The 26,245-nt window shown below is 71.4% G+C and carries 24 protein-coding genes; 13 read left to right on the forward strand and 11 right to left on the reverse strand.

The window, feature by feature from the left end; genetic code table 11:
- Position 1 precedes the first annotated feature (1 nt).
- Entirely contained in the window at positions 2-1,003 is a 1,002-nt protein-coding gene (locus tag AB0K18_RS28425; protein WP_364919947.1) for an SIS domain-containing protein, read from the reverse strand.
- Positions 1,004-1,251: 248 nt separating this feature from the next.
- Here AB0K18_RS28425 and AB0K18_RS28430 point away from each other — a divergent pair, with 248 nt between their 5' ends.
- From AB0K18_RS28430 to AB0K18_RS28445, 4 genes are read left to right on the forward strand one after another with little or no spacing between them, the layout of a single operon-like run.
- A complete protein-coding gene (locus AB0K18_RS28430; RefSeq protein ID WP_364919950.1) occupies positions 1,252-2,568 on the forward strand; it encodes an ABC transporter substrate-binding protein in 1,317 nt (438 codons plus the stop codon).
- A 10-nt stretch (positions 2,569-2,578) separates the two neighbouring features.
- A complete protein-coding gene (locus AB0K18_RS28435) occupies positions 2,579-3,481 on the forward strand; it encodes a sugar ABC transporter permease (protein WP_364919953.1) in 903 nt (300 codons plus the stop codon).
- The gene (locus tag AB0K18_RS28440) at positions 3,475-4,311 is read left to right on the forward strand and encodes a carbohydrate ABC transporter permease (protein WP_364919956.1); all 837 of its coding nucleotides are present in this window, start codon (positions 3,475-3,477) and stop codon (positions 4,309-4,311) included. Before AB0K18_RS28435 ends, AB0K18_RS28440 begins: the two co-directional genes overlap by 7 nt.
- A 10-nt stretch (positions 4,312-4,321) precedes the next feature.
- On the forward strand, positions 4,322-5,170 hold the full coding sequence (locus tag AB0K18_RS28445) for a TIM barrel protein (protein WP_364919958.1): 849 nt from the start codon (positions 4,322-4,324) through the stop codon (positions 5,168-5,170).
- Here AB0K18_RS28445 and AB0K18_RS28450 read toward each other — a convergent pair.
- The 5 genes from AB0K18_RS28450 to AB0K18_RS28470 form a co-directional block, all read right to left on the reverse strand.
- Complete coding sequence (locus AB0K18_RS28450) at positions 5,148-5,903, reverse strand: MauE/DoxX family redox-associated membrane protein (protein WP_364919960.1); 756 nt, start codon at positions 5,901-5,903, stop codon at positions 5,148-5,150. The genes AB0K18_RS28445 and AB0K18_RS28450 overlap by 23 nt on opposite strands.
- Positions 5,904-5,913: 10 nt before the next feature.
- A complete protein-coding gene (locus tag AB0K18_RS28455; protein ID WP_364919963.1) occupies positions 5,914-6,498 on the reverse strand; it encodes a cell wall protein in 585 nt (194 codons plus the stop codon).
- Positions 6,499-6,531: 33 nt separating this feature from the next.
- Positions 6,532-6,981, reverse strand: a complete 450-nt coding sequence (locus AB0K18_RS28460; protein WP_364561434.1) for a hypothetical protein — start codon at positions 6,979-6,981, stop codon at positions 6,532-6,534.
- A 204-nt stretch (positions 6,982-7,185) separates the two neighbouring features.
- Positions 7,186-8,337 carry an ArgE/DapE family deacylase gene (locus tag AB0K18_RS28465; RefSeq protein ID WP_364919966.1) on the reverse strand — a complete coding sequence of 384 codons (1,152 nt, stop codon included), beginning with the start codon at positions 8,335-8,337 and terminating at the stop codon, positions 7,186-7,188.
- A gap of 175 nt (positions 8,338-8,512) precedes the next feature.
- Entirely contained in the window at positions 8,513-9,664 is a 1,152-nt protein-coding gene (locus AB0K18_RS28470; RefSeq protein ID WP_364919968.1) for a trypsin-like peptidase domain-containing protein, read from the reverse strand.
- Between the two features lie 338 nt (positions 9,665-10,002).
- Here AB0K18_RS28470 and AB0K18_RS28475 point away from each other — a divergent pair, with 338 nt between their 5' ends.
- The 8 genes from AB0K18_RS28475 to AB0K18_RS28510 all read left to right on the forward strand — a co-directional run bounded on the left by AB0K18_RS28475 (position 10,003) and on the right by AB0K18_RS28510 (position 19,217).
- Positions 10,003-10,671, forward strand: a complete 669-nt coding sequence (locus AB0K18_RS28475; protein WP_364919971.1) for a hypothetical protein — start codon at positions 10,003-10,005, stop codon at positions 10,669-10,671.
- Between the two features lie 539 nt (positions 10,672-11,210).
- Positions 11,211-11,780, forward strand: a complete 570-nt coding sequence (locus AB0K18_RS28480; protein ID WP_364919974.1) for a hypothetical protein — start codon at positions 11,211-11,213, stop codon at positions 11,778-11,780.
- A gap of 23 nt (positions 11,781-11,803) precedes the next feature.
- Positions 11,804-12,964 (forward strand): histidine kinase, encoded by a 1,161-nt coding sequence (locus AB0K18_RS28485; RefSeq protein ID WP_364919976.1) that lies wholly within the window; start codon positions 11,804-11,806, stop codon positions 12,962-12,964.
- On the forward strand, positions 12,961-13,620 hold the full coding sequence (locus AB0K18_RS28490) for a response regulator transcription factor (protein ID WP_364919982.1): 660 nt from the start codon (positions 12,961-12,963) through the stop codon (positions 13,618-13,620). The genes AB0K18_RS28485 and AB0K18_RS28490 overlap by 4 nt, the downstream gene beginning before the upstream one ends.
- A gap of 136 nt (positions 13,621-13,756) precedes the next feature.
- A complete protein-coding gene (locus AB0K18_RS28495; RefSeq protein ID WP_364919985.1) occupies positions 13,757-14,980 on the forward strand; it encodes a trypsin-like peptidase domain-containing protein in 1,224 nt (407 codons plus the stop codon).
- Positions 14,981-15,177: 197 nt separating this feature from the next.
- Positions 15,178-17,292 (forward strand): PQQ-dependent sugar dehydrogenase, encoded by a 2,115-nt coding sequence (locus tag AB0K18_RS28500; protein ID WP_364919988.1) that lies wholly within the window; start codon positions 15,178-15,180, stop codon positions 17,290-17,292.
- Between the two features lie 10 nt (positions 17,293-17,302).
- Positions 17,303-18,211 carry a sugar phosphate isomerase/epimerase gene (locus AB0K18_RS28505; RefSeq protein WP_364919991.1) on the forward strand — a complete coding sequence of 303 codons (909 nt, stop codon included), beginning with the start codon at positions 17,303-17,305 and terminating at the stop codon, positions 18,209-18,211.
- A 175-nt stretch (positions 18,212-18,386) separates the two neighbouring features.
- On the forward strand, positions 18,387-19,217 hold the full coding sequence (locus AB0K18_RS28510) for a glycerophosphodiester phosphodiesterase family protein (RefSeq protein WP_364919993.1): 831 nt from the start codon (positions 18,387-18,389) through the stop codon (positions 19,215-19,217).
- Here the strand turns inward: AB0K18_RS28510 and AB0K18_RS28515 are convergent.
- The 3 genes from AB0K18_RS28515 to AB0K18_RS28525 all read right to left on the reverse strand — a co-directional run bounded on the left by AB0K18_RS28515 (position 19,198) and on the right by AB0K18_RS28525 (position 21,368).
- Positions 19,198-19,737, reverse strand: coding sequence for a hypothetical protein (locus tag AB0K18_RS28515; RefSeq protein ID WP_364919995.1), 540 nt, complete (start codon positions 19,735-19,737; stop codon positions 19,198-19,200). The two genes, AB0K18_RS28510 and AB0K18_RS28515, sit on opposite strands and share 20 nt — an antisense overlap.
- Before the next feature lie 84 nt (positions 19,738-19,821).
- Positions 19,822-20,547 (reverse strand): LuxR C-terminal-related transcriptional regulator, encoded by a 726-nt coding sequence (locus AB0K18_RS28520; protein WP_364919998.1) that lies wholly within the window; start codon positions 20,545-20,547, stop codon positions 19,822-19,824.
- Between the two features lie 38 nt (positions 20,548-20,585).
- Positions 20,586-21,368 carry an AraC family transcriptional regulator gene (locus AB0K18_RS28525; protein ID WP_364920000.1) on the reverse strand — a complete coding sequence of 261 codons (783 nt, stop codon included), beginning with the start codon at positions 21,366-21,368 and terminating at the stop codon, positions 20,586-20,588.
- A gap of 85 nt (positions 21,369-21,453) precedes the next feature.
- Here AB0K18_RS28525 and AB0K18_RS28530 point away from each other — a divergent pair, with 85 nt between their 5' ends.
- Positions 21,454-22,272: an NAD(P)H-binding protein gene (locus tag AB0K18_RS28530; protein WP_364920002.1), complete on the forward strand. Its 819-nt coding sequence runs from the start codon at positions 21,454-21,456 to the stop codon at positions 22,270-22,272.
- A gap of 88 nt (positions 22,273-22,360) precedes the next feature.
- On the opposite strand, the gene gdhA is transcribed toward AB0K18_RS28530, so the two are convergent.
- Both gdhA and AB0K18_RS28540 read right to left on the reverse strand, forming a co-directional pair.
- Positions 22,361-23,701 carry an NADP-specific glutamate dehydrogenase gene (gdhA, locus tag AB0K18_RS28535; RefSeq protein ID WP_364920005.1) on the reverse strand — a complete coding sequence of 447 codons (1,341 nt, stop codon included), beginning with the start codon at positions 23,699-23,701 and terminating at the stop codon, positions 22,361-22,363.
- 73 nt (positions 23,702-23,774) lie between these two features.
- Positions 23,775-26,210 carry a PEP/pyruvate-binding domain-containing protein gene (locus AB0K18_RS28540; protein WP_364920008.1) on the reverse strand — a complete coding sequence of 812 codons (2,436 nt, stop codon included), beginning with the start codon at positions 26,208-26,210 and terminating at the stop codon, positions 23,775-23,777.
- Between the last annotated feature and the right edge of the window lie 35 nt (positions 26,211-26,245).

The raw sequence follows: 26,245 nt of genomic DNA on the forward strand, positions 1-26,245 counted from the left end.
CTCAGTAGTCCATGACCCGGTAGTAGCGGCGCAGGTCGAGCGAGTGGTCGCGGACCCGCTCCAGGTGCTTGCTGACCCGGCCCATGACGGTGTCGAGCACGACGGGCGCGAGCAGGTGGCGGTGCTCGGGGCTGATGCCGGTGAGCGGGTAGTCGCGGGTGTCGAAGACGGTGACGTCCTTGGAGACCCGCTTGGCGAACGCCTCGGCCCGGTCGGTGAGCGGGCGCGTCTCGTCCTCGCCCTGGAAGACGATCACGCTGGTGTCCTCTTCGAGCAGCTCAAGAGAGCCGTGGAAGAACTCGGCGCTGTGCACGCGGGTGGTGCGCAGCCACTGCATCTCCTCGAGGATGCACATGGAGTAGAGGTACGTGAAGCCCCACAGGTTCCCGCCGCCGATGAGGAAGTGGTAGTCGGTGTCCTTGTGGGCGTCGGCGAACGCGGCGGCCACCGGCTCGGCCTGTCTGGCCACCTCGACGAGGATCTGCGGCAGCCCGGCCAGCTCGTCGGCGAACGTCTCGTACCCCTCGAACTCGCCCCTGCGCGCCAGCAGCCGGGTCATGAAGAGCAGGAGCTGCATGTCGAAGGGCCAGGTCTTGGGCTCGGAGACGAGCGCGGCGTCGACCTTGGCGGCGATCGGCGAGTCCGGGTAGCCGGTGAAGGCGATCGTGTAGGCGCCCTTCTCCTTGCAGTGCTCGATGGCGCGGATGCTGTCGTCGGTGGTGCCGGAGACCGAGGTGAAGACGGCGACCGTGCGCTCGCCCAGGCGGGCGTCGCCGGAGACGACGAGCTCCGCGGCGATGGCGGAGCGCACGTCGAGGGTGGACAGGCGGCGGGCGAGGTGCTCGTACGGCCAGGTCAGCGCGTACGTCCCGCCGGCTCCGACGAGCAGCAGCGTGTCGAAGCCCTCGTCCACGAGCCGGTCGACCAGCTCCTCGATGCGCGGACGCAGGGCCACCGCGCTGGCCACCTGGGAGACGAATTCCGGCTCGTTGAAACCGAGCATTGCAGATCCTTTCCTGGGGCTGGCGTGCCCGTCTGATACCGGTATCACGCGGCAGTCACGTTGGCACAGCGTCCGGCCCGGCGTCAACACGAGCTTTTCTAGAAGCGGCTCTGATCTGCTGTTTCTACGGCCTTGAGAGGTCGCGACGGCGCACCGAAGAAAAGATCTTGGCGCTCAGGTCTGGTACCGGTATCAGGTGAGCTGTAAGGTCGGCCAACACCAAGGCTCCTGGCCCAGAAAGGAAGCCCATGCGCCCTCGCGCCCTGCCGACGCTCGCGGCACTCATCGGGACCCTCACGCTGGCCGCCTGCTCAGGAGGCGGCGGCGCCGAGGAGGCACCGGCGGCCGACCCGGCCGCCACACCGGAGTTCTCCGGCACGCTGAGCGTCCTCACCAAGTTCGCCGGCGAGCCCACGGGCCCCTATTTCGAAAACCTCGCCGCCGCCTACAGCAAGCAGCACCCCGAGGTGAAGGTCGAGCTGATCCAGGAGACCGACCAGAGCGTCAAGGACAAGCTCAAGACCCTCACCGCCTCCGACGCGCTGCCGGACGTCTACTTCACCTGGACCGGCAACTGGGCGGACAACTACATCCGCGGCGGCCGGGCCGCCGACCTGACCAAGGTCATCGGGCCGGACACGGAGTGGGGCAGGACGTTCAGCCCCGGCTCGCTGGCCGCCTTCGCCCGCGACGGCAAGAACTACGGCATCCCGCTGTACGGCAACGGCAAGTTCATGGGCTACAGCAAGGCCGCCTTCGCCAAGGCGGGCGTCAAGGTGCCCGCCACGTTCGAGGACCTGCTGGCCGCCTGCGGCCCGCTGCGCAAGGCCGGGTACGAGCCCATCGCCTTCGGCAACAAGGACGGCTGGCCCGCGCTGCACTACCTGCAGCAGCTCTTCGCGTACAACGTGCCGGACGCCACCCTCCAGGCCGACTTCGACCCCGCCACCGCCAAGCTCGACCACCCCGGCTACGTCACCGCGCTCAACCAGTTCAAGACCCTGGTCGACCAGTGCACCGACACCCGCGACGCCACCAACGGCGTGCTCTACAGCTCCGCCCAGGAGGCGTTCGCCAACGGCAAGGCCGCGATGTACTACCAGGAGATCCTGGAGTTCGACAACGCCACGTCGGCCAAGGTCAAGCCGGACGACTTCGGCATCTTCCAGCTCCCCGTCCCCCAGAACGCCGCCGGTGACCCCGACGTGCTCGAAGGCTCGCCCGAGGGCTACCTGATCAACGCCAGGTCGCCACGCGTCGCGCTGGCCGTGGACTTCATGAAGTTCGTGACGAACGCGGAGAACGCGAAGACCCTGTCGGCGCCCCCGTACGGGCAGCCCAGCACGGTCGTCGGCGCCGTCACGCCCGAGACCTCCAGCAAGGCCGTCTACGAGGGCATGCAGCTCGTCAACAAGGCGCCCAAGCTGGCCATCTGGCTCGACACCGTGACCGTGCCCGAGGTGGCCGACGCCTGGCTGGCCGGCGGCGAGGCGATGATCAGCGGTGGCACGACCGCCGAGAAGGTGCTCGAAAGCGTGCGCCAGGCCTCGGCCGAGGCCAGGTAGGGAGCCGTTCATGCAGCCGCCCGCACGCGCCGGCGTCCTGCGCAGGACGCTCGGGCTCGCGTGGATCCTGCCCGCGCTCGTCCTGGTCGCGGTCTTCGTCTACCTGCCGCTGGTGCAGAACCTGCAGTTCAGCACGCTCAAATGGGACATCTACAGCGGCGAGCAGGAGTACGTCGGCCTCGCCAACTACACCAAGCTCGTCGAGGACCCGGTGTTCTGGTCCTCGCTCGGCAACAACGCGCTCTACGCGGTGGTCTCCATCGCGTTCCAGGTGTTCGGCGCGCTGCTGCTGGCCGCCGTCATCGAGAGCGTGCGGAGCCGGCGGTGGCAGCGCGCGCTGCGGGCGATCTACTTCATTCCGTCGGCGATCTCGCTGACCGTCGCGGGCCTACTGTTCTACTTCCTGTACGAGCCCAACCTCGGCCCGCTCAACGCCGCGCTGCGCGCCGCCGGCCTCGGCCACCTCGCCCAGGCATGGCTCGGCCAGGAGAGCACCGCCATGTCGGCGATCATCGCGATGAGCCAGTGGCAGGGCTTCGGCTACTCGACGCTGCTGTTCGCGGTCGCCATCCAGCGCATCCCGTCGGAGATCTACGGGGCCGCCGCGCTCGACGGCGTGGGCGCGGTGCGGCGCTTCTTCAGCGTGACGGTGCCGCTCGTGCGGGAGATGACCGGGCTCATGACGATCGTCACGATCTCGGGTGCGTTCCAGGTGTTCAACGAGGTCATGGTGATGACGGCGGGCGGGCCGAACAACTCGACGCAGGTGCTCGGGACCTGGCTCTACCGCAGCGGCTTCGTCCGCAACAACTTCGGTTACGCCGCCGCCATCGCGACCGTCCTGTTCGTGATCACGCTGGCCATCGCGGTGGCGCAGATGTGGGTCACCCGCAGGAGAAGGGTGGAATGGTGACGCGGCTGAGCTTCCTCGGAGTGATCGCCCGGGTCTTCATGTGGGCGTTCCTGCTGGCACTCGCGGTGGTCGTGGTCTATCCACTGCTGTGGATGACGCTGAACGGCTTCAAGACCAACGCCGAGCTGTTCGGCGACCCGTTCGCGCTGCCCCTCGACTGGAGCTTCGACAACTACCGGAAGGCGTGGAACCGGGGCGTCAGCGACTATCTGACCACCAGCGTGCTCGTCACGCTGACCTCGACCGTCGCCACCGTGTTCGTCAGCGCGTGGGCCGCGTACGGGCTGACCAGGGTGAACGTGCCGCTCAACAAAGGGCTGACGGCGGCCATCCTCGGCGGGCTCATGCTGGCGCCGACCGTGGCGCTGGTGCCGCTGGTCAAGATGTTCCAGGCTTTGGGGCTCTACAACACGTTCTGGGCGCTGCTGATCCTCTACACCGCCTTCCGCATCCCGTTCACGACCTTCCTGCTGCGCGCGTACATGATCGACCTGCCGCGCTCGGTGGACGAGGCGGCCGAGATGGACGGCGCGAGCAAGTGGACGACGTTCTGGCGGGTGATCCTGCCGATGTGCAAGCCGATCCTCACCTCCACGGTGCTGCTGCACGTCCTGTTCACCTGGAACGAGTACCTGTTCGCGATGATCTTCACCAGCGGCTCGGGCGTGCAGACGCTGCCGGTCGGGCTGACGAGCCTGATGAGCAAGCACGGCACCGAATATCCGGTCGTCTTCGCCGGGATGGTGATCGCGGCGCTGCCCGTGGTGCTGCTGTTCTTCCTCGGCCAGCGCTACATCATCAAAGGACTCGCCGACGGCGTCGGCAAGTGAGGACTCTCCCATGACGCTCTCCCTGAGCCAGGTCACCGGCTCGAACTTCGCCTATCAGCACCTGCCGTTCGACCGGTTCCTCGACGATGCCGCCGAGCTGGGCCGCGAGCAGCTGGAGCTGTGGGGCATCGCGCCGCACCTGCACGTGCCGCAGATCGGTGACGCCGAGGCCCGCGCGATCCGGCGGCGGGCCGAGACGCGCGGGCTGGCCATCCGGTGCCTGACGCCCGAGCAGGTGATGTACCCGGTCAACCTGGCCTCGCCGGTCACCTGGCTGCGGGCGCGCAGCGTGGCACTCTTCCGCCGGGCCGCCGAGCTCTGCGCCGAGCTGGGCGCCGGCCTGCTGCTGCTCACCCCCGGGCGCGGCTTCGAGGACGAGCCGGTCGAGGCCGCCCGCCGGCGCTCGGTGGACGCCGTCGGCGAGATCACCGCGTACGCCGCCACGCTGGGCGTCACCTGCGTGCTGGAGGCGCTGCAACGCGTCGAGTCGAACCTGGTCAACGACTCCAGGGCGCTGGCCGCGATGATCGACGAGGTCGGCGCGCCGAACCTGGGCGCCGTGCTCGACACCGTGGCCATGGCCGTGGCGGGGGAGTCGGTGGACGACTACTTCGACGCGCTCGGCGACCGGGTCAGGCACGTCCACCTCATCGACGGGCGGCCCGCCGGGCACCTCGCCTGGGGCGACGGCTCCCTGCCGCTGGCCTCGTACGTCGAGTCGCTCGGGCGGCGCGGATACACGGGGCACCTGACGTTCGAGCTGTTCGGGGACGGCACGTACGCCTTCGAGCCGCGCCCGGCCGTCGAGCGCTGCCTGTCCGGCGTACGCGCCGCCCTCAGTCCACCAGCGCGACCTTGACCTGGCCTGGGTCGTCGCCGGTCAGCGGGACCGCGAAGACGGCCGTGCGGCCATGGGCGCCGTAGACGACGAAGCGCACGCCGTCCTGGTCCCACGTCTCCTGGACGTCCGAGGTGAGCTGGGCGGACGCCGAGCAGTACGCGGGGCTACGCCGCAGCAGGTGCAGGGACGCCTCCAGCGGCACCCCGTCCCGCGGGGGCGCGGCGACCGGGCGCACCAGGCGGCGGCGCAGCGGCGTGAGCCAGTGGCCGTCGAGCTCGGAGGAGAGCGCCAGCAGTGCCGCCACCTCCATGGCGACGACCACGGCCACGACGGGGGAGGAGACCGTGCCGGACGGTGCGGCCAGCGCGAGCAGGGCGCCGGCCAGCAGCAGCCCGGCACGGGCGAACGAGCGCACGTCCACCGGCTGGGAGTGGGTGCCGAGACAGCCGCAGGACGCGGTCGGCGCGGCGACGTGCGCGTACCAGAGATAGGCGAGGAAACCGGCCGTGAGCAGCGCCGCCGCCCCCGCGTTCCACGGGTGCGCGGACGGCACCAGCAGCCCGGCCGCCACCGCCAGCTCGGCCAGCCCGGTCAGGCGCAGCGCGGGGACCGCGCGCGCCGCACCGGTGAGCCTGGCCAGCGCGGTGCGCCCGGCCTGTGCCCGCATCCGCCGGCTGAACAGCTTCAGCAGACCTGCCCAGACGAGGAACGAGGCGATGACGTACGGCTGCGACGCGGCGATCCCGTTCACGAGCTGCCTCCTAGTGCGGGGAGAAGACCGTGGCGATGCCCACTTCGTTGGTGTCGGGCCGCCAGGCGCCCAGGACCTGCACGTGCTGGCTGACCTTCAGCATCGACAGGTCCGTGGTCGGCGGCGACTGGGAGTGAATGGCGACCGTCGTGCCGGCGACCACGTGGCACAGCACTTCGTGCCCGTTGTGGTCGAGGTGGAAGGTCTGGCCCTTGATGTTGGTGATGTGGCCCTTGATGTTGACGATGTTCAGCCACACCGACTCGGCGGCCAGCATGCCGTCCGGCATCCGCACGCCTCTGGCGTACAGGCCGTCGCCCGGCTTGGCCTGGTCGAACCCGACGGGGCCGAGTTTCCACAGGCTGGTGCCGTCCACCACCCTGATCGAGTGGAGCACCATGTTGGAGCCCAGGACGAGCAGGGTGTTGTCCTTGATCGAACGGATCCGGCCCTCCGCGAAGTCCGGGTCCGGTGCTCCCGGCTCGACCTTCTGGGCGGGTGCGGTGGTCGCGAAGGCCGCCTCGGGGCCGAGCGAGCCCATCGCGGTCGCCGCGACCACGCTCGCGCCGCCGCCGAGCACGGCCGACCTCAGCACGTCTCTTCTGCTTGGCACTGTGATCACCGCCCCTCAGGCCGTCGAGATCTCGGCCGGCCGCAGGCCGGATGAGAGGCTGGCGATCTGGCTGTAGGCGGCGGGCGTGAGGTCGATCAGGCGGTTGTTGGCGCAGGTCGCGCCGCAGCAGCTGCGTTCACCGCAGAACAGGTCGGTCTGCGGGCCGCAGTCGGCGATCGCGGTGACGACGCTGCCGCCGCCGCACAGCGAGGTGATGCGGTGCCGGAAGCCGCACGTCCTGCGCGACAGGCTGACACCGCAGCGGTCGGGACGGGTGATGGACCAGCACGCGTCGGAGGCGTTGGGCCAGGCGTGCTGGAGACTGCCGGAGTTGCAGGTGCCGCAGGCTCCCTTGCCGGTGCTGCTGCACGGGCCCCATGCGGTGCCGCAGCAGAACCAGGAGACCTCTCCTTGGACGGGGCCGAGTAAGTCGGCGGGCGGGTCGGTGGCCTTGCTTCGCGCCATGCGCGTCCTCCTTGGGTGCGCTTGTGGACGGTCTCTGCGAGGGGTTGAAGGTTTCCGACTCGATCTATGAGTACCATGTAAGGAATTTTCGTCAATGCCCTGATTTTTCATGACCTGTGGGGCGGGCGGTGGCGTGACGGGCGGCCGGCCAGTGGTGGGTGCGGGGCGGGCTGTGGCCGCGCTGTGGCCGCGCTGTGGGGCCGCTCAGGCGTCGCAGAAATCCGTGACGGTGCCGGTCAGGACGTCGGTGACCTGGTGCAACGCGGCGATGTCGGCCCACTCCTCGTCGGCGTGCGCGCCGCCGCCCGAGACGCCGAAGAGCAGGCACGGGATGCCGGCCGCGGCGAGCAGCGCGCAGTCGGTCCAGAACGGCTCCGCCCTGATCACCGGCGGGCGGCCGAGCACCCGCTCCGCCTGGGCGAGCAGCACCCGCGTGATCGGCGCGCCCGGGTCGGCCTCGAAGGGCTCGCGGTGCAGGCCCGCGCGCAGCTCGTAGCGGAAGCCGGGCACGGTGGCGGCCAGGTGGTCGAGGATCGCGGCCAGCTCATCGCGTACGGCCGAGGCCGGCTCGCCCGGCACCGTGCGGCGCTCGACCGTGATCCGGCACCGCGCGGGATACGTCGACGGCCCCTCGCCGCCGTCGATCATCGACGCGTGCACGGTGCCGGGGCCCAGGAGCCGATGCCCGCCCGCCGCCGCCAGCCGGGCGCCCAGCTCCTCAAGCGCGACGAGGAAGTGACCGGCCTTGGCTATCGCGTCGATCCCGAGATCGGGGCGCGAGCCGTGGGCGGCGCGGCCCAGCACGTCGACCTCGAACCAGGCGAAGCCCTTGTGCGCCAGCGTCACCTCCAGCATGCTCGGCTCCGTCACCACGGCGCCGTCGGCGGTGAACCGCTCGAGCACCTCCTCGGTGCCGGAGCTGGCGTGCTCCTCGTCGGCCACGCAGGCCACGATGACGTCGCCGCGCAGCGGCCCCGCCGCGGTGGCGCGGGCGGCGGCGGCCAGCATGGCGGCGACGCCGCTCTTCATGTCGAAGGCGCCCCTGCCATAGACACGGCCGTTCTCGATGTGCGGGTGTAGCGGATCGCCTTCGTACGTGCCGTAGGCGACCGTGTCGAGATGCCCGTTCAGCATGATCGACCGGCCGCCGCCGGTGCCCTTGAGCACGCCCACCACCGACGGGCGGCCCGGCCGGCGCTCCAGCCGGTGGACCTCGAACCCGCGCTCGCCCAGCCACCGCCCGCAGAAGTCGGCGGCGGCCTGCTCACCCGCGCCGCCCGGGGACAGGGCGGGGTTGACCGAGTCGATGGCGATGAGCGTCTGGAGCAGCTCCAGCGGGTCGGCGGTGTGCGGCATGGCGGCCCTCCCTGAGCCATCATGCCGCACCGGTGACGCCCGCCCCGAGCACGCGCGTCACCACCCCGGCCCGCCGGCCGCCGCTCAGACCACTCCGGCCCGCCGGCCGCCGCTCGGACCGCGCCGGCCGGCCTGCCGACCGGCGCTGGGACCGCGCCGTCGCTCCGGTCGGCGGTCAGACCGCGTCGGCGTTCTGCGCGGCGCGGTAGACGGCCATCGCCTCGTCGCCGAAGAACGGGCCGAACATGAAGCCGGGCGCGAAGTTATAGGTGAAGCTGTTCACCGAGTTCAGCGAGCCGAGCCCGGTGGCCGCGTCGAAGCTCTGGAACCAGGGCCCGCCGCTGGAGCCGCCGGTCATGTTGCACCGCAGCCCCTGGTCCTGCGTCATGACCGTGTCGTTGAACGCGCGCCCGCTGCAGTAGATCAGCCGCGACCCGTCGAACGGCTCGGCCGCCGGATACCCGAAGGCGAACATCTGCTGCTGCCTGGCCTGGTTGAAGGCCACGCCCTGCCCGCCGACGACGTCCGTCAGCGTGCGCCCGTCGAGCGGCGCCACCACGACGGCGGCCACGTCGAAGTTGATGTCCTCGCGGGCGTTCCACTGCGGGGTGGTGAACATCCTGGTGCCCACCCACGTGCCGAACGGCCGCCGGCCGTTGTCGAAGGCGGGCACGAACACCCAGTTGCGGTGCGCGGCGCCGTTCAGCTTGACGCAGTGGCCCGCGGTGATGACGACGCTCTCGTTCGCGCTGGTCACGGCCGAGCCGGAGCAGGAGGAGTTGCGGCCGTCGGCGGTGGTGAAGAAGACCCGGCCGGTGGTGCGGACGATCGCGCCGCCGTCGGTCCAGCGCAGGCCGGGGCTGTTGTTGACGGCGGTCCGCTGCTGGTTGCCGTTCCCTTGGTTGCCGTTCCCCTGGCCACCTGTTCCCTGACCACCCGTGCCCTGTCCGCCTGTGCCCTGTCCGCCCGTTCCCTGCCCGCCGGTTCCCCGGTTGCCGGTGCCCTGGTTGCCGCGTTCGTACAGGGACGAGCCGCGGCTGCCCGCGGCGCGGGTGCCCTGCGTGGACCAGGGGTTGCCCCGGGACGGGCCGCGCCACTGGTTGCGCCGCGGGGCGGGGGTGTTCAGCGGCTGGGCCGCGAGCATGCGGTTGGTGCTCCAGTACTGCGAGACGGTCCTGCGCTCGCGCCAGGAATCCGTCGCCGTCCACCCGGCGGGCCGCCTGAAGTCCGGCCCGCCGGCGGCGCCGGCGTTCGCGGTGCCCACGGGGGCCAGGGCGCCCGCGAGGGCGAGCGCGACGGCGGGGAGCAGGGCGACTCTGCGGTGCATTACGTACCTCCCGAAACCCGGTAACTGCCGTAGGGAGGTACGTACGGTGCGTTCGATGTTCCTCAACGCCTGCCCAAATGGATATGGCGACATCACCGCATGAATCCGACACGTCACGCAGGGTGCATAGAGGTGCCTATAGGCGGGGACACTACTTTTTCTTTACGAAATAGCCATGAGTGGCGAACGCATTTTCAGGGATTCTTTCCCCGGTGCGGGATATTGACCTGCGGCGTGGCGTTGTCACTCGGCTCGCGGCAACTGTAAGCATCGTACCGGTCTGGCGACCATGGGTCGTATTCCGAAAGGAACGGTAAATGCTCACCCCAATGAGAAAAATGGCGAGGCCGGCGGTGCACGGGCTGCTCACGGTGGCGCTGGCGGTCACCATGGCACCGGCGGCGAGCGCGGACGACCGCGACGACCGACACCTGCGCAAGCTCAAGGGCATCCACAGCGACAGGGGCTTCCACACCGGCAGAAAGGACGAGGACGGCGGGCGTAACTGCAGGCCGCACACGTTCTGGCGGATCCACAAGCTCTCGCCGCGCAACTTCTTCCTGCCCCGCACCCGCTACATCGACGGCCCCGGCGGCTCGATGACGGTGTCGGTCACGCGGGAGCACGAGGTGCTCGCCTTCCTCGAAGCCGAGAACGAGAAGACGAAATCGCTGGAGAAGACCAGGGCGCGGACGGTGGACGACGTCACCGACACCAAGTCGGTGGTGGAGGCCCTGCGCCGGCTTGGTCTGCCGCACCTCGAAGAGCGGCACATGGTCTTCACCGGGCACGAATACACCAGGGAGATCACGCCCGGCAAATACGGCAACATGTGGTACCGCGTTTTCGGTTACCGCATCGGTTGGTCGGCCTGGTCCGTCCTCGGCACCTGCGACCGCCGCAAGGTGGCCGCGGGCCTCGCGAACGTGCCCGCCCGCGTCGAGGGCTGGCGCTACTGGGAGACCGAGCACCCCAAGTTCAAGCGCCGGATCCTGTCCGCCAAGTAGCCGGATTTCGCAGGTCAGGAGGGTTCTGAGGAGGTATCGCGGGTATGGGGGGTGGCAGTCCGGCACGGCCGGGCGCGCAGCCGTCCGGTGCGCCGAACCCCACGGCTTCTACGAGGGGGACACCAATGGCCATACAGCGATATCTCGGATTCAGAGTTTTCCGACTGCCCACCGCTCCAGGACCGGAGCCCACTCCGGGCGGCGGGGGCGACACCTACGGGCGGGCCCGCCGGCGCCGGCGTCGCCGCCGCTGAGCACGGGTCCGCCAGGAGATGTGAGGGTATCGGGCCCTCACATCTCGGCTCTCCAACGGCGGCACCTCATCCGCAGGAGCGAGCGCCGTCTCGTCCAGCGGCACCCTCCGCAGGAGCGAGCCGCCGTCTCCTCCGGCGGCACCATTCGTGGCGGTGCGTCCGCTGCGATGGCCGCTCATTCGCGGCGTGAGCTGCGGAATCCCTCCAACTCGCTCGCAAGAGTGAGGCGCCGGATCACTCCCGTCGGCGATGTCCGGCGGCCCCCGCCGGCCGCACCATCGCCTTATGACTCCCCGATTCGCGCTGATCGCCGCGCCTCTCTTCGCCTGCGCCTACGGCGCCATCCGCATCGTCGACGGCCTGGACGGCCGGGGCCCAGGGTTCGCCTGGACCGCCGGGCACCTGGCCTTCATGGCGGCGCTCGTCCTGTTCGCCTGGCTCTTCCTCTGGTTCCGCACGCTGGCCGGGCGCGACGCGCTGGCCACGGCGAGCGCGGCGGCCGGGATCGCCGGGGTGGCGGCGCTGCTCGTCCAGTTCTGCATCGACATCGCCGTCGGGTTCGCCGCCGCCGACCAGGAGGGCATGAGCGCGCTGTTCCAGCAGGTCCAGAGCGTGCCGGGGGTGCCGTTCCTGGTGTATGACGGCCTCCCGTACCTGTTCTACGTGGCGCAGCTCGTCCTGATGATCAGGCTCGCGGTGCTGCGCGTCCTGCCCGCGTGGACGCTCGCGCCGGTCGTGGTCTACCTGGCCCTGCCGATCGTCAGCAAGGACCTGATCCCGGTCTCCGCGCTCTTCATGCTCGTCGCGCTCTTCCCGCTCGTCCGCCGCCCCGCCACGGCCCCTGCCGCCGCATGACGCGGGCGGGCAGGATGAGTGCCATGCCCGATTTTCCGTACCTCACCGAACTCCGCCGCCGCGCGGCGGCGCTGCCGCCGATGCTGGTGGACGGCGGGCTCGCGGCGCTGGTGCTGGTCCTGCAGCTGTGGCCGCTGCTGTCCAGGGACAACCCGGCGGGCGGGGCATGGGACCGGTGGGGTTACGCGGTCGTGGTCGCCTCCGCCGTGCCGCTGGTGTGGCGGCGCCGCGCGCCGGTGACCGCCCTGCTCTGCTCGCTCATCCCGAGCGGCCTGTACGACCTGGCGGACGAGGTCGCCGACCAGCCCATGTGGTACGGCGGCCTGGTGGCCCTCTACACCGTCGCCCTGACCAGCACCCGCTGGGTCCGCTGGACGGTCCTGGCCGTCACGCTCGGCGGCGGCCTGCTTGTCGTCGGATCGTCGGAGACGGCGCTGCGGGGCAGCGTGCAGTTCGTCGCCGCGTACGCGATCGGCCGGGCCGCCGCCTCCTCCCGCGCGCACGCCGCCGCCCTGGAGGAGCGCGCCGCCCAGCTGGCCAGGGAAAGAGAGGCCGAGGCCGAGCGGGCCGCCGAGCGGGAGCGGGCCAGGATCGCCCGCGACATGCACGACATCCTCGCCCACGCGGTCAGCGTCATGGTGGTGCAGGCCGAGGCGGGGCCGGTGGCGGTCGCGACGCAGCCGGCCAGGGCGGTGGCCGCGTTCGACGCGATCGCCGCGGCCGGCCGGGACGCGATGGAGCAACTGCGCCGGCTGCTGAACGTGCTGAAGGAGGAGGCGGGCCCGCGCGGCCCGCAGCCCACGATCGCGGCGCTGCCCGCCCTGGCCGACCAGCTCAGGGCGGCCGGGCTGCGGGTGGACTGCTCCGACATGGGCGACCCGCGGCCGCTGTCGCCGGACACGGAGGTGGCCGCGTACCGGATCGTCCAGGAAGCCCTCACCAACATCGTCAAGCACGCCGGCGCCACCAACGCCGGCCTCGCGCTGACCTGGCAGGAAGACGCACTCATGATCGACATCACCGACGACGGGCACGGCAGGGAGCCCGCGCTGCCCTCGGGCGGCAACGGCCTGATCGGCATCCGCGAGCGCGCCGCCGCGTGCGGCGGCAGCGCCGTGGCGGGCCCGCGCGAGGACGGCCCCGGCTTCCAGGTGCTGGTCCGGCTGCCGCTGGCGGCGTCGTGACCGTCCGCGTCGTCGTCGCGGACGACCAGGAGCTGGTACGCGCCGGGTTCGGCATGATCCTCGACGCCCAGCCGGACATCGAGGTGGTGGCCGAGGCGGGCGACGGGGAGCAGGCGATCGCCGCGGTCCGCGAGCACGCCCCCGACGTGCTGCTGCTCGACATCCGCATGCCCGTCATGGACGGCATCGAGGCGGCCCGCGTGGTCTGCGCGGAGGGAGCGTGCCGGGTGCTCATGCTGACCACGTTCGACCTCGACGACTACGTCTACGACGCGCTGCGCGCCGGGGCGAGCGGCTTCCTGCTCAAGGACGTGCGCCGCGACGACCTGGTGCACGCCGTACGCGTGGTCGCGGCCGGCGAGTCGCTGCTGGCCCCGTCGATCACCACGAAGCTGATCGCCGAGTTCACGTCGCGAGCCGCGCCCCGGCCACCGGCCGACAGGCTGTCGGTGTTGACCGCCCGCGAGCAGGAGACGCTGCGGCTGATCGCGCGCGGGCTGTCCAACGCGGAGATCGCCGGGGAGCTGGTGGTCAGCGAGCACACGGTCAAGACGCACGTCAGCAACGTGCTGACCAAGCTGGGGCTGCGCGACCGGGTGCAGGCGGTGATCGTCGCCTACGAGACGGGGCTGGTCACGCCGGGAATTTCCGGCTGATTTCCAGCGGCGGGCGAGGCCGCGGCCAGCGGTGATAAGGCGGCCATCAGGGGGTGCCGGCGTGGGCGGCGTCCCGCTTAGCCGGTGTTTACGCACGTTCGATCACGCTTGTGTCATCGGGACTCTAGGAGATGACATGAGCGCGAACGAGCCGAGGGAGCCTCGCACCGGTGGCTGGAGCCAGTTCGGTGCCACACCACCGTCCGCCGGAGGGTTCACCCGGCCGATCCCGTCGATGCCGCCGCCCCCGCGGCCCGCCGCGAAGCAGGCGTTCATGCTGACTCGCAAGGCGATCGCGGGGCTGGCGCTGGCGGCCGTCGCGGCGCTCGGAGCCGCCGCGCTGGGCGGCGGGGCCGTGGGCGCGTACCTGGCAGGGGGCAGCACGCCGGTGGCGACCGCCACCCCGAGCCAGCCGAGCCCCGTCTTCCGCACCGCCGCCGACCAGTACACGGTGGCGCAGGTGGCGGAGAAGGTGCAGCCGTCGGTGGTGATGATCCAGGGCAGCACGTCGGAGGGCTCCGGCGTGGTGCTGTCGGCGGACGGGCTGATCCTCACCAACAACCACGTGGTGTCGGGGCAGGACAGCGGGCTGACCGTGAAGTTCAACGACGGCAAGATGGCCAAGGCCACCGTCGTCGGCACCGATCCGGCCACCGACCTCGCCGTCATCAGGGCCCAGGACGTGTCGGGGCTGGCCGCGGTGACGCTCGGCGACAGCGACCAGCTCAAGGTGGGCGACGACGTGCTGGCCATCGGCAGCCCGCTGGGCCTGGACGGCACGGTGACCTCCGGCATCGTCAGCGCGCTCGACCGTACGGTGACGGCCGGCAACGGCCCGCAGGACCAGCAGCTCCCGCCGGGCTGGGGCGGGCGGTCGCAGCCCGAGGACATCACCACGCTCGGCGGCATGATCCAGACGGACGCCGCCATCAACCCCGGCAACTCCGGCGGCGCGCTGGTCAACGCGGCCGGTCAGCTGGTCGGCATCAACAGCGCGGTGGCCTCCGACGGCGTCAACCTCGGCTTCGCGATCCCGGTGAACACCGCCAAGCACGTCTCGGAGCAGCTCATCAAGGACGGCAAGGTGACCCACGTCTACCTGGGCGTGAGCGTCACGAACGCGACCGGCGACGTGCCCGGCGCGCTCATCAGGCAGGTGACGAAGGGCAGCCCGGCCGAGAAGGCGGGGCTCAAGGAGGGCGACCTCATCACCAAGATCGGCAACACCCAGGTGGCGAGCGGTGACACGGTGGTCGGCCAGGTCCGCGGCTACAAGGTCGGCCAGCAGGTGGCCATCACCTATCAGCGCGGCGGCGAGGAGTCCACGGTGACCGTCACCATGGAGGAACAGAAGAACTGACGTCATAGAAGATCCCGATCGCCTCCTGCTCCGGCAGGGGGCGATCTTTCTGTCGGCGCCTTTCGCACTTAGGGCGATCGGGGGCGGGAGATACGCGGGCGGGCGTGAATTAGGCCCTCCTCGATCGGCGTAACTCGGGTTACATTCACGTTAATTTGCCCTCTCTTATCCACCCGAGTAGACCGAAGGAGAGAGGCGTGAGAGCGAGAACCATGATCGCGGCCATGAGCGCCGCGGCGATCATCATGCCGGCCTGCGTGCAGGCCGTCGCACACGCCGGCGTGGCGGCCCCCACGACCAGTGCGCCGCCGGACGATCAGTTCCAGAAGGTGACGCTCAACGACCACCCGGGTGAGCCCATGGACCTGGCGGTCTTACCGGACAACCGGGTCCTGCACACCACGAGGCCCGGCGAGGTCTGGTTACACGACCCGAAGACCGGGCTGAACACGCTCGCCGCCACCCTCGACGTCTACCAGCACGACGAGGAGGGGCTGCAGAGCATCGCCCTCAGCCCGGGCTTCGGCAAGGGCTCCAAGAAGGACGACTGGGTCTACCTCTACTACTCGCCCCCGCTCGACACTCCCGTCGACGACCCGGCCACCCCCGACGTCAACGAGGGCGACGCCCCGATCACCGGCACCCCCGCCGACTTCGCCCCGTTCAAGGGCCTGATCAGGCTGTCGCGCTTCCGCTTCACCGGCGCCACCATCGACCTGCGCACCGAGCAGCGCATCATGGACGTGCCGGTGGACCGCGGCATCTGCTGCCACGTCGGCGGCGACATCGTCTTCGACGCCGCGGGCAACCTCTACCTGTCCACCGGCGACGACACCAACCCGTTCTCCTCCGACGGCTTCACCCCGATCGACGAGCGGCCGGACCGCAACCCCGCGTTCGACGCCCAGCGCAGCTCGGGCAACACCAACGACCTGCGCGGCAAGATCCTGCGCATCAAGCCGCGCGACAACGGCGGCGGCTACTCCATCCCCAAGGGCAACCTGTTCCGGCCCGGCACCAAGGGCACCAAGCCGGAGATCTACGCCATGGGGCTGCGCAACCCGTTCAGGATCGAGCTGAACCGCAGGACAGGGGAGCTGTACGTCGGCGACTACTCGCCGGACCAGCAGCAGGCCAACCCGAGCAGGGGCCCGGCCGGCACCGGCAAGTGGACGGTCGTCCGCAAGGCCGGCAACTACGGCTGGCCGTACTGCGCGACGGCGCGGCTGCCGTACGTGGACTACGACTTCGCCACCGGCGCCTCGGGGGCGACGTTCGACTGCGCGGCGCCGGTCAACGAGTCGCCGCGCAACACCGGGCTGCGCCAGCTCCCGCCGGTCACCCAGCCCGACGTCTGGTACTCGTACGGGCCTTCGCCTGAGTTCCCCGAGCTGGGGACCGGCGGGATCGGGCCGATGGGCGGGCCGGCGTACGACATCGGCAAGGCCGACACCCGCGGCCGCGACTCGGTGGCCTGGCCGCGCTACTACGACGGCGTGCCGCTGCTCTACGAGTGGACCCGCGACTACGTCAAGGCCATGCACCGGGACGGCCGCATCGAGAGCGTGCTGCCGTCGATCGTCTTCGACAACCCGATGGACATGGAGTTCGGCCCGGACGGCGCGCTGTACGTGCTGGAGTACGGCGACGGCTACTTCAGCGAGAACCCCGACGCGCAGCTCGCCCGCATCGACTACATCGGCCGCACCGGCAACCACTCGCCGATCCCGGTCGCCGCGGCGTCCGTGACGGCCGGGCTGGCTCCGCTGACGGTCGCCTTCACCAGCACGGGCACCAGCGACCCCGACGGTGACCGGCTCAGCTACGCCTGGGACTTCGACGCGGACGGCCGGGTGGACTCGCGCAGTCCGTCGGCTTCCCACACCTACCGGCAGAACGGCCTCTACAACGCCACGCTCAAGGTCACCGACCCGCGCGGGCGGTCGGCCGCGACGTCCGTACGGGTCGTGGTGGGCAACGCGGCGCCGGTCGTCGAGCTGGTCAGGCCGGCGGACGGCGATCAGTTCAGCTTCGGCGACGTCGTCGAGTTCGAGGTGCGGGTCACCGACGACCAGCCGGTGGACTGCGCCGCCGTCACGGTGAACTACATCCTCGGCCACGACGACCACGGACACCCGCAGACCACGGCCCGCGGCTGCACGGGGTCGATCCAGACCACCGAGCCGAGCGGGCACGACCCGGAGACGGACAACCTCACCGGCGTCTTCGTGGCCACCTACACCGACCCCGGCACCGGCGGACTGCCGCCGCTGACCAGCAGCACCCAGGTCGTGCTCCAGCCGACGCGATAGGAGAACCACCATGTGTTACGGCTACGGCCCCAGCAGGCGCTCCCTGCTCGCCGCGGGTCTCGGGCTCGGCGCGGCGGCGGTCGCCGCCGGCTCGCCCGCCGCCGCGGCGGTGACGAATCCGCACCATCCGCAGCACCCGCGCGGCGAGAAGGTGCCGCCCGGCAAGATCAGCATCCAGCTCTACACGCTCCGCGACGACCTGGCCCAGGACTACGACGCCACGCTCAGGTACGTGGCGCGGGCCGGGTACCCGAAGGTGGAGCTGGCGCTCGGCTACTTCGGCCGTACCGCCAGGCAGCTGCGGCGCTTCCTCGACGGGCTGGGCGTGCGGGCCACGTCCAGCCACGACGGCATCAGCGCCGACGACGCCGCGCTCAACACGAAGATCGAGAACGCGCTGACGCTCGGCCAGAAGTACATGGTGGTGCCCTACCTCGCGTCGAACAGCCTGGACGAGTGGAAGGGCTGGGCCGAGCGGATGAACGTCGAGGCGCGCGCGGCCCGCTCGGCCGGCCTGCGCTACGGCTACCACAACCACGCCCACGAGTTCACCACCGACCTCGGGGGCGGGGTCACCCCCTGGGACGTGCTCACCTCCGAGCTGGACCCCCGCCTGGTGCACCTGGAGATCGACATCTACTGGGCGGTCACCGGCGGCGTCGGGCGCGGCGCGAGCGACCCGGTGAAGTTCGCGATCGACGTGATCCGCCGGGCGCCGCAGCGCGTGCTGCAGTACCACGTCAAGGACCGGCACCTCGACGGCGACATGGCCGACCTGGGCACGGGGACGATCGACTTCCGCCGGGTGTTCCGCGCGCACCGGGTGGAGGAGTACATCGTGGAGAACGACACCCCGGACGTGACGCCGCGGCAGACGGCGGAGGTGGGCTACCGCTACCTGCGCAAGCTGCGGTACTGACCGCATGGGTCCCGGGCCGGCGGCGGCCGGTCCGGGACGCGTCTTCTGAGGTCAAAAAGTTCGTACGGACCTCCGCGACACGCGTGAAGAAAACGGTCATTCCCCTCATTGGCGGGCACTTCTCTGGCACAACAGCACGTGTGCCGGCCAGCGCCGCGACACGGGGGGAGGGACCATGTACCGCTTTCTCGGCGTCCTCGCCATCGCGGCCCTGGCCGTGGTGCCGGGCCCGACGGCCCACGCGGCGCCGCCCCGGGTGGACACCATCGCCCACCGGGGCGGCTCCGCGCACGCCCCGGAGAACACCATCGCCGCCTGTGCCCGGGCCCGGACGCAGGGGGCGGACGTGTGCGAGTTCGACGTCCAGCAGACCAAGGACCACAAGCTCGTGCTCATGCACGACGAGACACTCGAGCGGACCACGAACGTCGAGAAGGTCTTCCCCCGCCGGGCGCCGTGGCGGGTCTCGGACTTCACGCTCGAGGAGATCCAGCGGCTCGACGCCGGCTCCTGGTTCTCCGCCCGCTACCGCGGCGAGGGCGTGCCCACCCTCGCCGAGGCCCTGCGCGCGGTCCGCGGCACCGGCACCCGGCTGCTGCTGGAGATCAAGCACCCGCCGGACAGCCCCGACATCGACCGCAGGGTGGCCGCCGAGCTGCAGGGGTCGCGCGAGCTGTGGGGCGACGGGTTCCTCACCGTGCAGGCGTTCGGCTGGCAGTCGATGCGATTCCTGCACGCCATGGTGCCAGGACTGCCGATCGCGCTGCTCGGCAAGCCGAACGCGGCCCGGCTGAGCGAGCTGTCCCGCTACGCCGACGGGCTCACGCTGGCCCACAAGAGCCTCACCGCCCGCTACGTCAAGAAGGTGCACGACCGGGGCATGCGGGTCTACACCTGGACCGCCGACAAGCCGGCCGTGCTGCGCAAACTGGTGTCGTACGGGGTGGACGGCATCATGACCAACCACCCCCGGCGGCTAACGACCGTCAAGCGCGGGCTGCGCTGAGCCCCGCCATCGTCCGCCAGCCGGTCGTGAGCGACGCCGCCAGCAGCACCACCCCCGACGCCACCCCGCTCACGATCGGCACCCAGGCGAGCGCGGACGTGCCGGCCAGCGCGAACCCGGCCACGCCGAGCAGAGCCAGCAGCGCGCCCGGCACGGCGATCGTCCAGTCCTTCCACACCGGCGCGAGCGCGACGAAGTGCACCCCCACCACGAACGCCACCCAGGCCACGTTGGCCTGCTCGGGGGCGCCGAGCGCGGCCAGCACCCGCAGCCCGCCGAAGAGCAGCACGACCTCGGCCAGCACGATGAGCAGGTAACCCCGCCCGTACATGCCGGGGCCCTGCGGCTGACCCGACCTGCGCTCCCCGCGTACGGTCATGAACCACATGGCGACCACCCCGGCGGCTGCCAGGCAGGCGGCCACCCGCAGCACACCCGCCACCGCGCCGCCCAGTGGGCCGCCCGCGTTGACGAGCACGAAGACCGCCCCGAACACCGCACCGACCAGCAATCCCGTCATCCGTTGCATGAGACCATCGAACCGGCCCCGGCGCCGCCCCCGCGCGGGGGCTACGGCGACAGCGGGGTAGCTCTGTCCCTACCCTCAGCGGGCCGTGCCGCGCAGATAGGCCAGCACCGCCAGCACCCGCCGGTTGACGTCGTCGGTGGCGGGCAGCTCCAGCTTGGCGAACAGGCTCGTCACGTGCTTGCCCACGGCCGCCTCGGTGATCGACAGCGCGTCGGCGACGGCCCGGTTGGAGCGGCCCTCGGCGATCAGCGCCAGCACCTCGCGCTCGCGCGGCGACAGCCGGTACGCCGGCTCCGTCACCTCCCTGGCCCGCTCCCAGGTCAGCTCGAACAGGTCGATCAGCGCGGCGATCACGCTCTGCTGCCTGATGACCAGGGCGCCGGGCGCGTGGGCGACGGGCGTGGTTCGCAGGAACGCCACCGTCCGGTCGAAGACCAGCAGCTGCTGGATCGGCTCGTCGATGATCCGGTGCAGGTCGCCCGCCGCGTGCAGCTCCCTGATGCGGGCCGCCTTGACCGGGTCGTCCAGCACGGCGGAGCCCACGATCGTGCGCATGCTCAGGCCGCCGCGCAGCGCGTCGAGCACGTCCCGCCGGCTGCGCTGCTCCCTGCGGCCCCGGTCGGTCGAGCCCAGCGGGTGCATGGCCCGCAGCTCCTTGGCCGCGCCGGCGGCCTCCAGGATGAGCGGGTGGACGAGCGTGTTGTCGGCCACCCGCTCGACGTCCACGGGGATGCCGCGCAGCTCGCCCACGACCTCCTCCAGCCGGCGGGCGAGGTCCGCCAGCGACCCGTTCTCCTCCACAAGGGTCGATTCTCCCCTATAGCGGGCGCTCGCCGCGATCAGGTGCGGCAGCCCGCCCGGCACTCGGTCGGGCTGACGCCGTAGAAGCGCTTGAAGGCCGTGCTGAACCCGAACGCGTCGGCGTACCCGACCCGGCGGGCCACCGCGCCGACGGTCGAGGCCGGCTCGGTCAGCAGGTCGGCCGCCAGCGCCATCCGCCACTCCTTCAAATACGTCAGCGGCGGCTTGCCCACCACTTTCACGAACCGCTCGGCGAGCGTGGCCCGCGACACGCCCGCCTCGCCGGCCAGCGCGGCCAGCGTCCACGGCCGGCCGGGCGCCGCGTGCATCGCCCGCAGCACCGGGCCGAGCGTCTCGTCGTGCCACCCGGCGGGCGCGACGGCCTGCTGGTCGAACCAGGCCCGCAGCGTGCACACCAGCAGCCACTCCAGCAACCGGTCCAGCACGACCTGACGGCCGGGCGCGCACGACGCGGCCTGCGCCACCAGGAAGTCCCTGGTCGCAGCGCAGTCGTCGCCGTCCGGCAGCACCAGCAGGGGCGGCAGGACGTCGAGGAGCCGGTGCCCGACGGCGCCGCGCACGTCGTACGTGCCGACGAGCAGCACGGCACGCCCTGTCGCGCGGGCGGTGAACGGCCCGCGCACCACCGCCGTCTCGCCGGCCCGCACGACGCCGTGCGGCAGCTCGGCGGCGCCTTCGATGGGCGCCAGCAGGGTCAGGGCCGCGCCGCCGGTGAGGGGGCGCGCCGGCGTCAGCTCCTCGACGCCGAGCCCGGCGCCCTCGGGCCGGACACCGCGCAGCAGATCATCGATCGGATCCATACCTTCACTGTTATGGACGATCGCGCATGCGCTCTGGATCCTGAGCCATGGCCGCACCCCGCCCCCGGCCGATTCACTGAGGGGCATGACGATCGTGGTGTTGGGCGGCACGGGCAAGACCGGCAGCCGCCTGGTGAAGACGTTGCAAGGACGCGGTGCGGACGTGCGGGTCGCGACCCGGTCGAGCGGGACGCGGTTCGACTGGTCCGACCCCGGCACGTGGGCGGGCGCGGTGGCGGGCGCGTCGGCGCTCTACCTCATCGCGCCCCAGGACCCCGAGGCCGCCGAGCCGTTCGTGAAACAGGCGACGGAGGCGGGCGTACGCAGGCTCGTGGCGCTGTCCGGCCGCGACATCGAGCGGTTCCCCGGCTACTTCAACGGCATGACCGCGCTGGACCAGGCCGTACGCGAATCGGGCGCCGAATGGACGGTCATCCGCCCGAACAACTTCAACCAGAACTTCGACGACCCGTACATCTGGCTGGCCCCGCTGCGCGAAGGACGGCTGGGCCTGCCGATCGGGGACGTGCCCGAGCCGTTCGTGGACGCGCAGGACATCGCCGACGTCGCCGCGGCGGCGCTCACCGAGGACGGCCACCACGAGCAGGTCTACACGCTGTCCGGCCCCCGGGCGCTGACCTTCCGCGCGGCCGTGGCCGCCATCGCCGAGGCGGCGGGGCATCCCATCAGGTACGAGGAGCTGACCCCCGAGCAGTACAGGGACGAGCTGCTCGCCCAGGGTGCGCCGGAGGAGGCGGCGGCGGAGCTGAACGCGCTGTTCGCCGGCATGCGCGCGGGCCTGTACGCCGAGCCGCGCGACGGCGTCCAGAGGGCGCTCGGCCGCGAGCCGATCGACTTCGCCGCCTACGTCGCCCGCACGGCGTCCGCCTGGCGGCTTGAGTAGGGGGTCACGGTACAAGGGGAAGCTGGTTGACCCGGACGTCGTTGGCCGGGCCAGGCCGTCAGATGAGGCCGTGTCAGATCAGGCCGTGTCAGATGAGGCCGAGGGCCAGCATGGCGTCCGCGACGCGGCGGAAGCCGTCGATGTTCGCGCCCGCCACGTAGTTGCCCGGCATGCCGTACTCGTCGGCGGTGCTGAGGCAGCGGTCGTGGATGTCGCGCATGATCTCCTGCAGCCGCTGCTCGGAGAACTCGAACGTCCACGAGTCGCGGCTGGCGTTCTGCTGCATCTCCAGGGCACTGGTCGCGACGCCGCCCGCGTTGGCGGCCTTGCCGGGCCCGTACGCGATGCCCGCCTCCTGGAACACCTTGATGCCCTCGGGCGTGGTCGGCATGTTGGCGCCCTCGCCGACCGCGACCAGGCCATTGGCGACCATCGTGGCGGCGTCGTCGCCGGTGATCTCGTTCTGGGTGGCCGACGGGAGCGCGACCTCGCCCGGCACCTCCCAGACGCTGCGGCCGGGCACGAAGGTGGCGTGGTCGCGGCGCTGCGCGTACGTGTCGAGCCTGCCCCGCTCCACCTGCTTGATCTGCTTGAGCAGCGCCAGGTCGATGCCCTTCTCGTCCAGCACGTAGCCGGAGGAGTCGGAGCAGGCGACGACGAGGCCGCCGAGCTGCTCGACCTTCTCGATGGCGTAGACGGCGACGTTGCCCGAGCCGGACACCACGACCCGCTTGCCGTCGAACGACGTGCCGCGCGCCTTCAGCATCTCGTCGACGAAGAAGACGCAGCCGTAGCCGGTGGCCTCGGTGCGGACCTGGGCGCCGCCGTAGACGAGGCCCTTGCCGGTGATGACGCCGGACTCGTAGCGGTTGGTGATACGCTTGTACTGGCCGAACAGGTAGCCGATCTCCCGGCCGCCGACGCCCGTGTCACCGGCGGGCACGTCGGTGTACTCGCCGATGTGCCGGTAGAGCTCCGTCATGAAGCTCTGGCAGAACCGCATCACCTCGCGGTCGGAGCGGCCCTTGGGGTCGAAGTCGGAGCCGCCCTTGCCGCCCCCGATGGGCAGGCCGGTCAGGCTGTTCTTGAAGATCTGCTCGAAACCGAGGAACTTGACGATCCCCAGGTAGACGGAGGGGTGGAAGCGCAGGCCGCCTTTGTAGGGGCCGAGCGCGCTGTTGAACTCGACCCGGAAGCCCCGGTTGATCTGCACCTGGCCCTGGTCGTCCATCCACGGCACGCGGAAGATGATCTGCCGCTCGGGCTCGCAGATGCGTTCGATGATCTTCGATTCGGCGTACTCGGGGTGCTTCCCGAGCACGGGGCCGATGCTGTCGAGGACTTCGCGGACCGCCTGGTGGAACTCGATCTCACCGGGATTGCGGCGCAGGACGTTGTCATAGATCGACGACAACTTCTCGTGCAACACGTACTCCAAGCTCACAGGGGTTGTGGCGGACTCCTCACTGTACGGGGAGGCGCGTTGTGAGCCGCACGCAGGTTCAGTCGTGACGCTCCACCTTGACCGTGCCGGCGCCCCCGTCGATGGTGATCAGGTCGCCGGTCCTGATCGCGCGGGTGGCGTCGCGGACGCAGATGACGGCCGGGATGCCGTACTCCCTGGCCACGGTGGGGCCGTGGGCGATGGCGGAGCCGGTCTCGGTCACCAGGCCCGCCGTCGTCAGGAACAGCGGCGTCCAGCCCGGATCGGTGGTGGGCGCCACGAGGATCTCGCCCGGCTCGATGCGCGCGCCCGCCGGGTCGCGGATCACCCTGGCCCGGCCCGTCGCCCGGCCCGCCGCGCCCGCCATGCCGACCAGCACGCCGTCCTCGGCCGGGACGCTCGGCGGGGCCAGCGCCTCCAAATCGGTGCCGTCCGACAGCAGCGCGCCTGGCACGGTGGGGCGGCGCAACTCCCGCGCGTACTCGGCGCGGCGGCGGGCGATCAGCGGCCGGTGGTCCTCCCCGTGCCGCACGGCCTGGGCCAGCTCGGCGAGGTCGAGGAACATGACGTCGCCGGCCTCCTCCAGCAGACCCCGCCCGGCCAGGTCAGCGCCGATGAGCAGGAGCTGGCGCCGCGACTCCTGGATCATCGGCAGCCAGGCGAACTTGCCGATCTCCCGCAGCCCGGTCAGCTTGCGCGAGCGGCGCATGAGGAACACCGCGAGCCTGCCGCGTACCGGACGGGCGAGGCGGGCGCGCGGCGCCAGCGTGCGGATCATCCGCTCGGCCCGCGCCGCGGCCAGCTCGAAGCGCCGGTCGGGCGCCTGCTCGGGATCCTCCACGCGCAGGTAGTTGGCGATGGTGCCGAACAGCGGCGCCGGGTCCTCCGCCCAGCGCGGCATGCCGACGTCGATCTCCGCCGCCGCCCGCATGCCGTAGCGGCCCAGGAAGCCGTCCAGGCCGATGTCCGGCAGCTCGCCCGCGCGGTAGCGGGCCGCCAGCTCGGCGGGGTCGGTGCCGAGGAACAGCTCGCGGTGCCGGCGCGCGTTGACCGCGACCCGCCACAGCGCGAGGTCCATGTCCGTGGTCACGTTGTACGGCATGCCGCCGAGCACCACGTCCAGCTCCTCGGCGGAGGCGACGCCGGCCAGCAGCCCCGCCGGCGACGTGCCGGCCAGCATGCCCGCGACCAGCGGACCCATCAGCCCGTGCAGGCCGGCCGTCCGCAGCGGGCGATGGGCGTCCTCGATCACCCAGCGCAGCCGCTCGGCCGCCGTGGCGGGCTCGGCGGGCGGGACGACGTCGCGCCGCATCCGGTGCACGGCGCGGTAGGCCCTGGCCCGTCCGGCGTCGGGCGCGGCCAGGCTGTGCACGACGCCCGCGACGAGGCCGGGGGCGAGCCGCAGTGTCATCCGTACGGCGCTGCCCAGCCGGAACGGCAGCCCTGGACGCGGGGCGAACCGCGGATCGTCCAGCACCCGATCGACCGCCTCGCGCACCCGCGGCCCGTACACCTCCAGCGACGCGCCCAGCTGCCCGCGCATCGAGGTGTTGCGCAGGAAGTCGGTCAGGTCGAAGTAGAGCCGCCCGCCGATCGGCACCACGCGCGGCAGCGGGTCGCGCCGGTCGAACCTGCCGCCCGTGGACTCCAGCCACACGCCCATCGCCGCCTTGAGCAGCGACATCCCCATCGGCGTCACCGGCCTGAGCATGCCCTGCATGTGGCCGACCTCGAGATAGAGGCGGGTGTCGCGGGTGGCGGGCGGCGCGGGGAACAACGTGGTGATCGGCCGCGACTGCAGCAGCCACAGTGTGCCGGCGGCGTCGAAGGCCCACTCGACGTCCTGCGGCGTGCCGAAGTGCGCCTGCAGCCGCCGCCCCGCGTCGCGCAGCGCCGCCAGCCGCCGCCGGTCGAGACAGCCGCCGCCGTCGGGCGCCGCGCGGTGGCCGAAGACGTAGTGGTCGGGGACGACCGTGCCGTCCACGACCGACGTGCCGAGGCCGGGGGCGGCGTCCACCACCATCTCCGTACGGCAGCCGGTCACCGGGTTCGCGGTGAACAGCACCCCGGCGACCTCGGCGTCCACCATGCGCTGCACGACCACGCCCATGGCGGCCTCGTCGACGCCCACGGCCTTCCTGTAGGCCGTCGCCCGCTCGTTGTGCAGGGAGTCCCAGCAGCGGCGTACGGCGTCGAGCAGCGCGGCGTGACCCTCCACGTCGAGGTAGGTGTCGTGCTGACCGGCGAAGCCGGCATCGGGCAGGTCCTCGGTGGTGGCGCTGGAGCGCACCGCCACCCGCCCGCCCCCGAGCCGCTCGTAGGCGTCGATCAGCTCCTGCTCGGGCAGCTCCCCGCTCCGGTACGCCGCCACGGTCAGGCAGAAGCCGTCGGGAACCCGCTCACCCGCCCTGATCATCTCGCCGAGACCGGCGGCCTTGCCGCCCACGGTCTCGACCATGGAAGAGTCGGCCGCGGCCACATCGATGATGGTCATCTCGCCCCCCGACCTGGTCAGCCGGTAGATGATCC

It is taken from the genome of Nonomuraea sp. NPDC049421, assembly GCF_040677005.1.
Taxonomy (GTDB): Bacteria; Actinomycetota; Actinomycetes; order Streptosporangiales; family Streptosporangiaceae; genus Nonomuraea; species Nonomuraea salmonea.

Coding starts and splice junctions, on each gene's coding strand:
- AB0K18_RS28425 (WP_364919947.1), bottom strand. CDS start 1,003: ATGCTCGGTTTCAACGAGCCGGAATTCGTCTCCCAGGTGGCCAGCGCG.
- AB0K18_RS28430 (WP_364919950.1), top strand. CDS start 1,252: ATGCGCCCTCGCGCCCTGCCGACGCTCGCGGCACTCATCGGGACCCTC.
- AB0K18_RS28435 (WP_364919953.1), top strand. CDS start 2,579: ATGCAGCCGCCCGCACGCGCCGGCGTCCTGCGCAGGACGCTCGGGCTC.
- AB0K18_RS28440 (WP_364919956.1), top strand. CDS start 3,475: ATGGTGACGCGGCTGAGCTTCCTCGGAGTGATCGCCCGGGTCTTCATG.
- AB0K18_RS28445 (WP_364919958.1), top strand. CDS start 4,322: ATGACGCTCTCCCTGAGCCAGGTCACCGGCTCGAACTTCGCCTATCAG.
- AB0K18_RS28460 (WP_364561434.1), bottom strand. CDS start 6,981: ATGGCGCGAAGCAAGGCCACCGACCCGCCCGCCGACTTACTCGGCCCC.
- AB0K18_RS28465 (WP_364919966.1), bottom strand. CDS start 8,337: ATGCCGCACACCGCCGACCCGCTGGAGCTGCTCCAGACGCTCATCGCC.
- AB0K18_RS28470 (WP_364919968.1), bottom strand. CDS start 9,664: ATGCACCGCAGAGTCGCCCTGCTCCCCGCCGTCGCGCTCGCCCTCGCG.
- AB0K18_RS28475 (WP_364919971.1), top strand. CDS start 10,003: ATGGCGAGGCCGGCGGTGCACGGGCTGCTCACGGTGGCGCTGGCGGTC.
- AB0K18_RS28480 (WP_364919974.1), top strand. CDS start 11,211: ATGACTCCCCGATTCGCGCTGATCGCCGCGCCTCTCTTCGCCTGCGCC.
- AB0K18_RS28485 (WP_364919976.1), top strand. CDS start 11,804: ATGCCCGATTTTCCGTACCTCACCGAACTCCGCCGCCGCGCGGCGGCG.
- AB0K18_RS28495 (WP_364919985.1), top strand. CDS start 13,757: ATGAGCGCGAACGAGCCGAGGGAGCCTCGCACCGGTGGCTGGAGCCAG.
- AB0K18_RS28505 (WP_364919991.1), top strand. CDS start 17,303: ATGTGTTACGGCTACGGCCCCAGCAGGCGCTCCCTGCTCGCCGCGGGT.
- AB0K18_RS28510 (WP_364919993.1), top strand. CDS start 18,387: ATGTACCGCTTTCTCGGCGTCCTCGCCATCGCGGCCCTGGCCGTGGTG.
- AB0K18_RS28515 (WP_364919995.1), bottom strand. CDS start 19,737: ATGACGGGATTGCTGGTCGGTGCGGTGTTCGGGGCGGTCTTCGTGCTC.
- AB0K18_RS28525 (WP_364920000.1), bottom strand. CDS start 21,368: ATGGATCCGATCGATGATCTGCTGCGCGGTGTCCGGCCCGAGGGCGCC.
- AB0K18_RS28530 (WP_364920002.1), top strand. CDS start 21,454: ATGACGATCGTGGTGTTGGGCGGCACGGGCAAGACCGGCAGCCGCCTG.
- AB0K18_RS28540 (WP_364920008.1), bottom strand. CDS start 26,210: ATGACCATCATCGATGTGGCCGCGGCCGACTCTTCCATGGTCGAGACC.